Annotated in this window: 4 protein-coding genes and 1 pseudogene; 4 read left to right on the top strand and 1 reads right to left on the bottom strand. The window is 68.3% G+C overall.

The genetic code is table 11. The annotated features are described in order from the left end of the window. Both ACFRMQ_RS04655 and ACFRMQ_RS04650 read left to right on the top strand, forming a co-directional pair. Positions 1-178, top strand: a pseudogene (locus ACFRMQ_RS04655) (IS5/IS1182 family transposase); the annotation flags it as partial. A gap of 71 nt (positions 179-249) precedes the next feature. Continuing rightward, a complete protein-coding gene (locus tag ACFRMQ_RS04650) occupies positions 250-579 on the top strand; it encodes a hypothetical protein (RefSeq protein ID WP_380726881.1) in 330 nt (109 codons plus the stop codon). 153 nt (positions 580-732) lie between these two features. On the opposite strand, the gene ACFRMQ_RS04645 is transcribed toward ACFRMQ_RS04650, so the two are convergent. Continuing rightward, the gene (locus tag ACFRMQ_RS04645) at positions 733-4,887 is read right to left on the bottom strand and encodes a DNRLRE domain-containing protein (protein ID WP_380726879.1); all 4,155 of its coding nucleotides are present in this window, start codon (positions 4,885-4,887) and stop codon (positions 733-735) included. 621 nt (positions 4,888-5,508) lie between these two features. Here ACFRMQ_RS04645 and ACFRMQ_RS04640 point away from each other — a divergent pair. Together ACFRMQ_RS04640 and ACFRMQ_RS04635 are read left to right on the top strand one after the other, a co-directional pair. Then, positions 5,509-13,314 (top strand): polymorphic toxin-type HINT domain-containing protein, encoded by a 7,806-nt coding sequence (locus ACFRMQ_RS04640; protein WP_380726877.1) that lies wholly within the window; start codon positions 5,509-5,511, stop codon positions 13,312-13,314. Beyond that, positions 13,304-13,657 carry a hypothetical protein gene (locus ACFRMQ_RS04635; RefSeq protein WP_380726875.1) on the top strand — a complete coding sequence of 118 codons (354 nt, stop codon included), beginning with the start codon at positions 13,304-13,306 and terminating at the stop codon, positions 13,655-13,657. The genes ACFRMQ_RS04640 and ACFRMQ_RS04635 overlap by 11 nt, the downstream gene beginning before the upstream one ends. Positions 13,658-13,680: the final 23 nt, after the last annotated feature.

Here is a 13,680-nt window from a genome sequence, read left to right as displayed (position 1 = left end):
TGGTCACGCGGGTGGCCGCCCTCCGGCCTTCGACCGGCAGGACTACAAGGCCCGTCACGCGGTCGAGTGTGGGATCAGTCGCCTCAAGCAGCACCGGGCGGTGGCCACCCGATTCGACAAGCTCGCGGTCCGGTTCGAGGCCACGGTCCACATCGCGGCGATCCACCAGTGGCTGTGAGCACCCTGCTGGCCGCGTGACCGTGCCATGCTGGCCATCGGATACGAGCAGCACACGCAAGGGGAGAGCCGGTGGCGGCCGAGTACTACTGCGCGGACAGCGAGAACGGCGACCACCTGGACGACCCGTCCGAGGACGCTCTGTTCATGCTGATCAGCGACCTCGATCGCACCGACAACACCTTCGTCGTCATCCAGCCGGACGACGACGATCCCGCCTGGTTCGCCTCCGTCGCGGTGCTGGACGAGAGCGGCTACGAGATCGTCCTGCGAGATGGCACGCGCCGCGAGCACGAAGTCATCACCGAGACGAGCATTGACCGCATCGCCAAGGGACTAACCATCTGGATGGCGGGCCGCAACCGCCCCGGCGTCCCGACCAGACAGTTCAACGACTTCTAAAACACGGCCTAGATGCCCACTACCGCCCACGGGCGCTCACCAGGCGCGGGTCGAACGTCTGGGGCTGGGTCACCGAACACCCCTGGCGGTAGGACAGCCGGTTGGCCTGGCGTCTGATGCCAGGCCAACCGGACTTCATGGCCTCCTCAGCGGTCAGACCTGGTACCAGGAGCGGAAGGCCTGTCCCGGGGCGGGCTGGTCGATCGCCCAGGTGGTGCCTGTGACGTCGCTCGTGGTGACGACCATGGCCCCGTTGTCGAAGAGCAGGACGCGGGGGTCGCCGGCGAAGATCATGTTCGGGTCGCCGAGGGTGACACCGGTGCCGAAGCCACTGGTCGGGTCGCTCTGGCCGAACAGGGCGATGTGGCCGTTCTTCGTGCGGGCGACGATGTTGACCGTGCCGCCGGCTCCGGCGGACAGCACGATGCTGGTGGCGCCGCCGGTGCCGCCGCTGGCGGTGATCCGGTACCAGGAGCGGAAGGCCGTACCTGGGCCGGCCTGGTCGATGGCCCAGACGTCGCCGTTGACGTCGATGGCGGCCACGATCATGCCGCCGCTGGCGGAGGTGGTGACACTCGGGTCCCCGGCGAACACGGGCGAGTTGGTACCGAGGTAGTCACCGCTGCTGAACCCGCCGGTGGGGCTGCTTTGAGCGAAGTAACCGATGTGTCCGTTCGTCGTGCGGGCGAACAGGTTGATGGTGCCGCCGGCCCCGGGAGACCGAACTGAGGCGGCGCGGCCGGTGAGGCCGCCGCCGGCACTGACCTTGTACCAGGTGCCGAACGGCGTGCCGGGCGAGGACTGGTTGGTCGCCCACAGGTCGCCCGCCGTGTCGACGGCGGTGACGATCATGCTGCCGTTGGCGGCGAGGGTGACGGCGGGGTCCTGGGCGAACACCGGCGAGGAACTGCCGATGGCGGTTGCGGGGCTGAAGGCGGCTGCGGGGTCGGCTTGAGCGTAGTCGACGATCCGGCCGGCGCGGGTGCGGGCGAAGATGTGCACGGTGCCGCCGCCCGCCGGCGACAGGAGCGGTGCCGCGTCACCGGTGTGGACGCTCGGGCCGCTGAGCGCGTACCAGCTGCGGAAACCGCCCGTGGTGCTGGTCTGGTTGGTCGCCCACAGGCTTCCGTCCGCGTTGACCTTCACCGCGACGAGCGTGCCGTTGGCGGCGCGCGTCATGGCCGTGGCCGGGCTACGCAGGCTCTGCCCGCCGTCGAGCGCGGTGACGGTGTGCAGGTTGCCCTGGGCGACCAGGCGCGGCAGGCCGAGCCCGGTGGGCGTGCCCGGGTACATCAGCAGGCAGCCGGTCGGGCAGGTGGTGGTCTGCGCGCTTCCGCCGGCGGTGTAGTGGGTCACCGCGGCGGTGGGGTCGGCCGGCGTGGTCGCGAGGACGTCACCGGTGGTCTGGCCCGGGGTTGGGGTGAACAGCGGGTAGCCCTTGCCGCTGTCGGCGACGGTGCCGTGCAGGTTGCCGGGCGTCGTGATCAGGGGCCGGTGCTGGGGGTCGAGGCCGGTGGCGTAGACGGCGCCGGTGGCGGGGCTGGGGGCCTGGTATCCGTGGCCGTCGGCGGTGCGGGCACCGAGGACCAGGCGCACGCGCCCGTACTCGGGGTCGCTCGGGTCGGAGGTGTTGCGTCGGGCGAGCAGGTCGGGGATGCCGTCGCCGTTGACGTCGCCGGGGGCGAGGACGTCGTAGTCGGCCCAGCCGGAGGAGGAGATGACGGTGGCGGGTTTGAGCTTGGTGGTACCGGTCTCGGCGGCCAGGGGGCCTGCGGCGGTGCCGGTGTAGAGGACGAGGGCGTCGCCGTCCTTGGTGATCATGTCGTTACCGGGGCGGTCGTCGAGGTTGCCGGGGGCGATGATCTGGCTGGTGCCGGACCAGTCGCCTCCGCTGGGGTGGAGCAGTTCGACGCGGCGGTACTCGTCGGGGGCGCCCATGCCGTTGCCGGGGTAAAGGTAGAGCCGGGTGCCCTGCTTGACGAGGAAGTCCTCGTAGCCGTCCTCCATCTGGCCCGGGTTCTGGGTGGTGAAGTTGCCCCGGTGGGTGATCTGGGCGCCGGACCAGCCGGGGCTCGCGACGGTCCGGGGCTGTTCGAAGGTGCCGTCGCCCCGCCCGGCGTAGAGGACGAGGTCGCCGGTGCTGGTGGCGGCCACCAGGTCGGCGTGCCCGTCGCCGGTCAGGTCGCCGGGGCGGTCGCGAACGAGCGCCGGGTCGGTGGCGTCGTGGACGAACTCGGGAAACGCGGTCGTGATCAGCCGCGTGCTTGAGTTGGGGCCGCCGTCCGAACCGTCGAACGGGGAGAGGTTCCCGGCCCTGTCCATGGCCTGGACGGTCAGCCGGTTGGTCGGCCACATGGTGGGCGTGAGCGTCACGGTCGCCGTTCCGTCCGGATCGGCGTCCACCCAAGTTCCGCCGCAGCCCTGGTTGACCACGGGCAGGGGCTTGTTGAGCACGTAGCAGAAGCCCTTCAGCCCGAACTGGTCACTGGAGGCGAACTTGACCGTGCGCGGCTTGCGGGCGGGCACGTCCTCGATGTCGATGCTGTGACCGTCCGCGGCGGTGATGGTCGGCTTGGAAGGCGGCGTGCGGTCGACGTTGAAGCCGCAGTCACGGCCGAAGCCCGATACGGTGAGGCTGTCGTCGGCCTGGACGTGCCACTTGTAGCGGCCACCGTCACGCAGGTCGCCCGCGCTGAGTCGCGTGATGGCCCACGAACCGCTGGGAGCCCCTGCCTGGAGCGGCGGGAAGAACTGCCCGGTGTCGTGGTCCCAGGCCTCGAACTTGGCCTTCAGGTCGGTGTCGTTGTCGGGGTCGGAGATCCTGGCGGTCAGGACGACGTCGTTGCGCCCGACCGTGGGCCAGGCCGCCGGGTCGCTGACGCACGGCACGTTGACGTTGCCGCTGCTGCCCGGCGTCCACTGACCCTCCCAGGCCGCGTAGTCGTGGAGCACGGGAGGACGGTTGTAGGTGACCTCCAGCCACGGCTTGTTCTTGAACCGCTTGTAGCTGTTCGTGTTGCCGAGGTAGTTGTCCGGGGTGCGCAGCCCGAGGGTGACGCTGCCGTCGCCGCGATCCGCCGCGCCCTGGACGACGGCGCGCAGGTTCTCGGTGCTGAAGTCGACCCCTGCGTTCCCAGGGCAGAACGTGGGGTTGCCGTGGGCGAAGGCTTTGGCGTCCAGTTGCCACTTCCAGGGAGCCACGCTGTCCTGATTGTTCCAGGTCGGCGTCGTCTGGTTGATGGGGCCGGTCGCCCAGAGCTCGGTGTTACCCGCCTTGGCCGGGTCACAGCCCCATGAGTAAGTCTCCTCGACGTGGAAGGTTGCCGATCTGATGGTGGCCCCGGCCAGGCCGCTGGTGTTCATCTCGAAGTAGGAGCGGGTGTTGCCGCTGCCGTTGTAGCCGACGCGCGGCTCGTCCGCCGGGTTGTCGGAGTGCCAGCCGTTCCCGTCCGGGTAGGCCTCGCCGGGTGTGGCGGAGTAGACCACCGCCCAGCGGTTGCGCCAGCCGTCGGTGAACGTCGGGTCGATGACGACCGGGAAGACCGTGTCGGCGCCGTGCAGCAGACCGGCGTCAGGGGTCAGCCGCAGCGTGTCCGACGTGATCTGTGTGGCCATGGTCTTCGGCGCGTGCTCGGTGGGACCGGGCGTGGCCGGGTTCGACGGCGGCGTGCTTTCGGCGGACCGCGGAGCCAGCGCAGAGGGCGCCGCGGTGGGCTGCTGCTGGGCCATGGCGGCCGGAGCGTGGGAGTCCCACATCCGCGGGGCCGGTGCGGTGAAGAGCGTGCTGCCGGAATCGTCGGTCGCGGCGATCCGGCCGTCCTGACCGGTACCGAGGGTGATTCCCGAGGTCTTGAGCCCGTAGGTGACCTGGGCCAGACGCGGATCCTCGGCGGCCTGGCGGGTCTTGACGACCAGCTGGTGGGCGAAGCCGTCGGTTTCGGCGAGGATCTTCAGGTCCACCCCGGGCAGCACCTCGCGGTACAGGGCCGTGTCACCGTTCAACTCGGGCTGCGGCAGCGGCGCCGGCCAGGTGATGGCGAGGGACTTTCCGTCTTTCTGCATGGTGGCCAGCGGGGCACTGCCGCCGGCCGAGAACGTCATCGGGAACACCGAGGCCTTCGGAGCGATGCTGCCGTCGGCACGGCGCTCCAGCGTCGCATCCGCCGGCTGCCACCACCCTGCGACCTTCGCGCGCACAGGCCGCGCATGCCGCCGCTGGGTGAAACTGCCGTCCGGGTTCGCCAGGAGATCGGTCGTCTCGTCCTGCCGCTCCGCGACCTCGACGGGTTGACCGATTTGACGTGCCATCACCGATGCTACTTGTTCTGGGGTTTTCGCCGCAGACGGAGGGGACTGGCTCCCGGTGTCCGCGAGGGCAGGAATCGGTCCCATCGTCGCGAATCCGACGGCGGTCGCTGCGATCAGCGCGGCCGCTGACTTCCGGGTTGTTCGCCCTATTCGGTGGACCTTGTGGTGGTGCATCCCGTCACTTTCTCCTCGGTTCGCGGGGCCCTCATCATGCAAGCGCGTGGTGGCGGTCCGTCGGGGAGTTTGACGGCCGGTTCCGGCACGAAGGGGAAATCAGATGCCACATCGTGATCACACAGCGCGGAGGGTGAGCACGGCAGAGGGATTTTAGGAGGCAAAGGGGTCTTTTCTGGATCGCCGCCGCTACGGAGGAGTGTCGGTCGGTGCGTGAAGGAGTTATTAAAGAGAGATAAAGGGGGCATGAGTGAGGTGCGTGGCTGGCCATCAAAAGGCGTTCTGTCAAACCCTCTTGGTAGCGTCCGCCCGGGTGTGATCGCACCCGCACAACACGACCAAGAGGAAGAAAAACGGATGTATCCATCCGACACGGGCGCCTCACCCGGATCACGAAAGCGCCGGGCCGAGGCAATAGCACGCCCTGTGCTCCGTAAAATCGCGCCCATGGCGGTGACGGCGCTGATCGCCGCCGCCATCCAGATCCCGGCCATCGCGGCGGCGGCCGACAGCGAGTTCAAGCCACCGCCCGTCCAGCACATCGAGCCCGTCCCGCTCGCCAAGGTCGAGGCGGAACGCCGTGACCCTAAGGCGGTCCAACTCCCGACTGCTCCTCCGGCCGCGGCCTGGCCCAAGCCGGGGAAGGCCGAGATCGCCCTGCCCCCGGCCTCGGCGAAGCATCCGTCCGTGCAGGCGAAGGTGCCCGGTCTGCCGCTGACCGTCACATCGGCCGGGGCGGGCCCGGCATCGGGCGAGCAGCCCAAGGTCCGGGTGGGCCTGTCCGACCGCGCCGCCGCAGCCTCCGTGGGCCTCGACGGTGTCCTGGTCGGCGTCGAGCCGGTGGTGGGCAGTGCGACTCCGGACAAGGCCCGAATCCAGCTGGACTACAAGGCCTTCCGTGAGTCGTTCGGCGCGGACTGGGGCTCCCGCCTGACCTTCGTCCAGCTGCCCGCGTGCGCGCTGACCACACCGGACCAGCCGCAGTGCCGCACGACCACGCCGCTGGCCGCCTCGAACGACACCAAGGCCGGGACCCTGACCGCGGACATCGCCGTGTCCGCCCCCGCCGACCAGGCTCCTGGCGGCGCCGTCAAGGCGTCGGTCACCCAGGCAGCGAGCACATCGGCCGCCGGACCGGCCGTCCTCGCTGCCGTCGCCGGGGCATCGGGCCCCGAAGGCGACTACAAGGCGACCTCGCTCTCCGCGTCCGGTGCCTGGTCGGTGAGCGGCAACACCGGTTCCTTCAACTGGTCCTACGCGCTCCAGGTGCCCCCGGTGCCCGGCGACCTGACTCCCCACGTCACTCTCGGCTACTCGTCCGCCGCCATCGACGGGCGCACCGCGACCACCAACAATCAGTCCTCATGGATAGGTGACGGCTGGGACTACAACCCGGGCTTCATCGAGCGCAGTTACACGGGCTGCGCGGGCGACAAGGGCTCGGGTAGCAACGCTCCCGACAAGGGCGGTGACCTGTGCTGGAAGTCCGACAACGCCACGGTCTCGCTCAACGGCAGCAGCTCCGCCCTGGTGCGCGACGACGCCACCGGCACCTGGAAGCTGTCGAACGACGACGGCTCGCGGGTGGAGAAGCTCAACGGCAACGCCACGGACACCGCCAACGGTGACACCGACAACGAGTACTGGAAGGTCACCACGACCGACGGCACCCAGTACTTCTTCGGCAAGAACCGCCTGCCCGGGTGGATCGCCGGCAAGCCCGAGACCGGATCGGCCCTGACCGTGCCCGTGTTCGGCAACCACCCCGGCGAGCCCGGCTACGCCCCGGCGTTCAAGGACTCCTCGCGAGACCGGGCCTGGCGCTGGCAGCTCGACTACGTCGTCGACCCGCACGGCAACGCGATCGCGTACTTCTACGACCAGGAGAAGAACGCCTACGCCAAGAACAGCGGCGGCGCCACCACCACTCCCAAGGCCGACGCGGTCTACACCCGCGCCGCCACGCTGAACCACGTCGAGTACGGTCACCGGGCGGGCCAGGTCTACAACGCCTCTCCGGCCGGCAAGGTCGCCTTCTCCACCGCGGACCGGTGCGTGGCGACGGACTGCTCCTTCACCAAGGCCAACGCCGCGAACTGGTACGACACCCCGGTCGACCAGTCCTGCGACAAGGGCCAGGACTGCCGCAACGGCGCCCCGACCTTCTGGTCCAAGAAACGACTGACCGGCATCAGCACCCAGGCCCTGCAAGGCAACGGCAGCTACAAGGACATCGACTCCTGGAGCCTGGACCAGGACTTCCCCGCCACGGGCGACAGCGGCGGCCGCGCCCTGTGGCTGAAGACCATCACCCGCACGGCCAAGGCCGGCGCTGCCCAGCAGACCCTCCAGCCCGTGGCCTTCGGCGGGGACCTGCGCCCCAACCGGGTCGACTCCGCCGAGGGCCGGCCTCCGATGAACCGGTACCGGATCAACCGGATCACCTCCGAGACCGGCTCCAACACCGACGTCAAGTACACGGACATCGACTGCGTCGCGGGAGCCCTGCCCACTCCGGACAGCAACACCAGGCGGTGCTACCCGACCTGGTGGACCCCCGAGGGCGCGGTCGACCCGGTCCTCGACTGGTTCCACAAGTACCTCGTGGAGAAGGTCACCGAGCACGACATGGTGGCCGGCTCGGGATCCCCCGACAAGGTCACCGGCTACGAGTACCTCGACGGGGCCGCCTGGCGGCGCGACAACTCCGAGTTCACCCCGGACAAGGACCGCACCTGGAACGACTTCCGCGGCTACCAGCGGGTCCGCACCCGCGTCGGGGACTCCGGCAAGAGTCTGAGCGAGACCGTCTACTTCCGCGGCATGGACGGCGACACCCTCGCCAACGGTCAGCCGAGGCCCGTCAGCCTCCTCCAGGGCGTCAAGGACAGCAACGAGCTCGCCGGCTACGGCCGCGAGACCATCGTCTACGACCAGGACGGGGGCAAGCCGGTCACCAGCACGGTGAACGCCCCCTGGGTCCGGGGGACCGCGAGCCGGGCGGTGAAGGCCCTGCCCGGCAAGGACGGCAAGCCCACCGCGACCCCGCCGGGAGAATCCGGGCGACCCGAGGCCGCCGCCCTGCCGCCGGTGGCCGCCACGATGATCCGCACCGAGAGCGTCACCACCAAGGCGTTCCAGCCGGACGGCAGCACGGCCCGCACGCTCCGCGAGAGCCGCACCTTCGACGGCTACGGCCAGACCACGACGGTCTCCGACGAAGGCGACACGAACGTCACCGGTGACGAGCAGTGCACCCGCACGACCTACGTCACGCCTGACACGGTCAACTGGCTGATCTCCTACCCGCAGAACGTCCAGACGAGCAGCACGCTCTGCTCGACGGCGGCCACACCCGCGACCGTCACCAGTGAGGCCAGGACGGCCTACGACGGCAGGTCCTTCGGAACCGCTCCGGAACCGGGCCGGGCCAATGCCACCTCGACGGACGCCCTGGACCGTTACAACAGCACCACCCCGAACTATCTGACGGTCAGCACCACCGCGTACGACCAGTACGGGCGTGCGACCTCCGTGAAGGACGTCAACAACGCGGAGACCACGACGTCCTACACCCCGGCGACCGGCAGCCAGGCCACTCTCGTCCAGTCGACCAATCCCAAGAAGTTCACGACCACCACCACCTATGACGGCCTGCGCGCCCTCCCGGTGAAGGTCGTGGACGCCAACAACCGCACCACCTACGTCGACTACGACGCCCTCGGCCGCACCACGGCCGTGTGGAACCCGGGCCGGGACAAGAGCGCCTCGCCCAACGCGAAGTACACCTACACCATCGAACCGGGCAAGCAGCCCGCCGTCACCACCAAGACCCTTCTCGAGGGCGGTGACTACCGCACCAGCATCGCCCTGTACGACGGTCTCCTGCGTCCGCGTCAGGTCCAGGAACCGGCGTACGGCGTTGACGGTGGCCGCAACATCACCGACAGCTTCTACGACAGCCACGGCCGGGTCTACCGCACCAACGCCGCCTACCACGCAAACGGGCTCCCGGAGGCCGCGTTGTGGATCGGCCTGGACAACAAGGTCCCGTCCCAGACGGAGACCGAGTTCGACGGCCTCGACCGGCCCACCGCCAGCATCTTCAAGTCCCTGAACGTGGAGAAGTGGCGCACCACCACCCGCTACGGGGTGAACTGGGGAGCGACGACCCCGCCCGCTGGCGGCACGCCCACGCTCACGATCACCGACGCGCACGGTCGCACCTCCGAGGTACGGCACTACAAAAGCGGAAGCCCGAATGTCGACGCAGACGTGTCGACGTACGAGACCCTGAAGTACTCCTACAACCCGGCCGGCAAGCTCACGCGGTTCACCGACGCCGCGGGCAACGCCTGGACTTGGGAGTACGACCTGCTCGGCCGCCAGACCAAGGCGGTCGACCCGGACAAGGGCACCAGCACCAGCACCTACAACGCGGACGGCACCGTCGCCACCGTCACCGACGCGCGGGGCAAGACTCTCGCCTACACCTATGACATCCTCGGCCGGAAGACGGGGATGTTCGACGGCTCCACCAGCGGCACCAAGCTGGCGGAGTGGGCCTACGACACCCTGCCCGGCAGCAACGGCCTGGCCACCGGCAGCACCCGCTGGGAGAACGGCAAGGCGTTCACCACCGCTGTCACCGGATTCGACAGCGCGGCCCGGCCCACCGGGTCCTCCGTCACCATCCCGGACAGCGTAGGGCCCCTCGCGGGCTCCTACACCACCTCGCAGACCTACACTCCCGACACCGGACTGGTCGACACCACCAGTTACCCGGCAGGCGGTGGCCTGGCGCAGGAGACCATCCACCACGACTACACCCCGCTGGGCCTGCCCACCACCGTCACCGACGGCGGCAATCAGGTCTACTCCCGAGGCAACAAGTACTCACCGTTCGGCCAGGTCATTGAGGGCACCATCGGCCGCTTCGGATCCGGTGCCGTTCAGACCTACCTCTACGAGGACGCCACGCAGCGCCTCGCGCTCGCGCGGACCGACCGGGAGAAGAGCGGACCGCAGATACTCGACGAGAAGACCTACACCTACAACCCGATCGGCAACATCACCAAGGTCCGCGACGCCCGCGACAGCAACGCCGTCACGGACACTCAGTGCTACACGTACGACTTCGCCCAGCGCCTGACCAACGCCTGGTCGGCGACCGACGACTGCGCGGCCCAGCCGACCTCCACCAATGGCCCGTTCGTCGGCGGAGCCGACCCGTACTGGACCAGCTACACCTACGACGCGGCCGGCAACCGCACCCAGGCGACCAACCGCACCAGCGGCGCCGCCCCCGGCCCGCTGATGGACACCACCAAGGTGACCTCGGTCGCCATCGCCGGCGACGGCCAGACCTCCGCGGTGGCGATCGCCGACGGCCAGGTCTACCTGGCGCAACAGCGTGCCAACGGGACCTGGCGCAACTACGAGAACCTGCACACCACGACCCAGGCCGGTGCTCTGCCCGCCGCGGTCGAGCACGTCGCGGCGGTCTGGTCCGACAACACCCTGCAGATCATGGCCATCGCCGGCGGCAGGATCTGGCACACCCTGCGCAAGGCGGACGGTTCCTGGCAGCCGTGGGGTGACGTCACCGGCGTCGTCGGTCCGATCGCCAGCCCCAACCAGCTGTCGCTGTCCGCCACCGCCTCCGGGCTGGAGGTCCTCACCTTCTCCGACGGCGTGCTCAAGCACACCCTGCGCAAGCCCACCGGCCAGTGGGGAGTCTGGGGCAACGTCTACAGCATGGCCGGCAACCTGACCGGTGCCACCCGCGTCACCAGCGCGGCCACCGCCAGCGGGCTCGAGGTCATGGTGCTCGCGGGCGGCAAGCTCTGGCACACCATCCGCAGGCCTGACGCCAGTTGGCAGGCCTGGGGCGACGTCTACAGCATGACCGGACCGCTCGCCGCACCCGCCAACCTCGCCGCCACGGCGACGGGAGCCGGCCTCGAAGTCGTCGCCATCGCCAACGGGACCATCTGGCACACCGTCCGCAAGCCCGACGGCAACTGGCAGGCCTGGGGCAACGTCAGCCAGGTCGTGGGCCAGCTCAACCAGCCCGTCTCCGTGTCGGTCGTCAACTCGGGCGGCGACCTCAAGCTCATCACAGCGGCCGGCGGAACCCTCAACTACACCAAGCGGTCCGCGGTCACGGCCGGCTGGCTCTCCTGGACGCAGCTCACCCAGATCGCGGAGAACCAGCAGAGCGACCAGACCCAACGCACCTCCACCTACCCCGCCCCAGGAGGCACCCGACCGCACGCCCTGTCCCGGGTCGACATCACCGGAACCGGCGCCCGGACCGACACCTTCACCTACGACGACGCCGGAAACACCATCCGCCGCGTCACCGCCGACGGCGACCAGAGCCTCGAATGGGACACCGAGGGCCACCTCGCCACGTCCACCACCGCGGGCAAGAGCACGACCTTCCTCTACGACGCCAACGGCAACCGCCTCCTGCGCCGTGAGCCCGACGCGGTGACGCTCTACCTGGACGGCCAGGAACTCAGGTTCGACAAGGCCGCCAACAAGGTCACCGGCACCCGCTACATCACCGTCGGCCAGGCGACCATCGTCAAGTCCTCCGACGGCAGCCTCAACTACCTCATCAACGACCAGCAGGGAACCGCCCAGCTCACCATCAACGCCGACGGCCTCGCCTACACGCGAGGCGACACCACGGCCTTCGGCACCCCACGTGGCAAGAAGCCGGCCTCCTGGCCCACCGAACGAGGCTTCGTCGGCGGCACCAACGACGCCACCACAGGCCTCACCCACCTCGGAGCCCGCGAATACGACGCGGCCAACGGCCGCTTCATCTCCGTCGACCCGGTCCTCGACCTCACCGACCCGCAACAGATCAACGGCTACGTCTACAGCAACAACAACCCCGTCAACCTCAGTGACCCGAACGGACTCCGTCCCGACGGGGTCTGCGGTGGAGTCGGCACCTGCTACGACGACAAGGGCAATGTCACCCACGAGACGTTCACGCTCGAGAGAGACGGTTCCTGGACCGAGCGCTACTGGAACCAGTGGAGCGGGAGCAAGGAACACCCCAATGTCGTAAGCAAGCACGTCTTCATCATCCACCGCGGCGGGTCGCTCAAGCAGCGCGTCCATGAACTCTTCGACGCGGTTCAGTACATGCCCGTGGTCAACGTCATAGGCTCTGCCGGGTCTGCCGCCATGGACATCTACGACGGCAACTACACGAGCGCCGCCCAGAACCTTGCTGGCGCCATCCCGGGTGAGCGCCTGTTCGCATTGGCCGGAAAGGCCGGGAAAGCCGCCTTGGCCGCGGACAAGGTCGACGCCGTGTCCGACGGGGTGTCCGACGCGTTGTCACTCATCTCCTGTGGAGGATCGCCGGAAAACGCCACCCACAGCTTCCCGCCCGGTACCCGTGTTCTCCTCGCTGACGGCACGACCCAGACGATCGAGAACCTCCAGCTCGGAGACCGGGTCCAGGCAACAGACCCGACAACGGGAGATACCGAGTCCAAGTCCGTCGTCCGCACCATCCGGACACCGGATGACGAGCACTTCACCGACCTGCAAATCCAGGTCAATGACGCCAACGGCGAACCCGGAACGGTAGAGAACCTCACCAGCACCCAGCACCACCCGTTCTGGGACGAGACCACCCGCCAGTGGACCGATGCCGCCGACCTCACCCCCGGCGACACCGTCCGCACCGTAGACGGCCGCACACCCACCGTCCTGGCAGTCAAGAACTACGACACCGCCCCCCAGGTCGCCTACGACCTCACCATCGCCGACCTCCACACGTACTATGTGCTGGCGGGCGCTACGCCGGTCCTGGTTCACAACTGTGACAGCCTTGCGGAATACGCCGATAGTCTGCGTCCCGACTTCAACAAGGTTGATGGCCCATTCTTTGCAGCGAAATATACGTCCCCGTCAGGTCAGACGTACTTTGGTCACTCGGGTCATGATCTGACTCCAACCCCTGGCGGAGAAGTGGATTCCCTTGTTCGGCAGTTCACGCCGGAGGGGGGGCGCTATCATGCTGGGTGTGCCGAGACAATGTGCCTCATCAAGGCCGAAGCGGCCGAGGGTGCAGCTGGAGTTCGAGGGGGATCGTTCGAAGTGGTAAAGGTGAGGGGATTGAATTCGCCGCCCGGTGGCGCACACGGCACCCCAGCCAGTCCTTGCCCAACGGTTTGCCAGCCTAGGCTGCGGAATCAGGGAATCAGCTTCGATGGGAATTGATGTGAGCAGGGAACATCTCCGGGTCAATCGGTTCGGCTTCGCCGAATACGAAGACATGGTCAAACTCGCTCGTGGAGTGGATACTTCTGAACTTGCAGGATTCTTGAGTTCGGTCGTGGAGTTGGTTCTCTCGGAGGAATCTGATTTGCTCGATTCGCTAACGGACGAAGCTCAAGCGGACTTTGTGGTCCCTCTGGGAATGTGTGCCAGGATGCTGTCGAGCGGCGAGTATTCGGCGATGGAGTTGGTCTCTGCGGCCTGCACCGTGAGGTACTGCGCCGAATCGCACATGTCTGAGTTTCCGGACGACCTCACGCAGATGCTGTCTCAGCTGCCTCGCTGAGTGATATCGACAGCAAATAGAAG

It is taken from the genome of Kitasatospora sp. NPDC056783 (genome assembly GCF_042789895.1).
In the GTDB taxonomy this organism is placed as follows: Bacteria; Actinomycetota; Actinomycetes; order Streptomycetales; family Streptomycetaceae; genus Kitasatospora.
The sequence above is the reverse complement of the archived record's forward strand: the minus strand, read 5'-3'. Positions and strand labels throughout refer to the sequence as shown.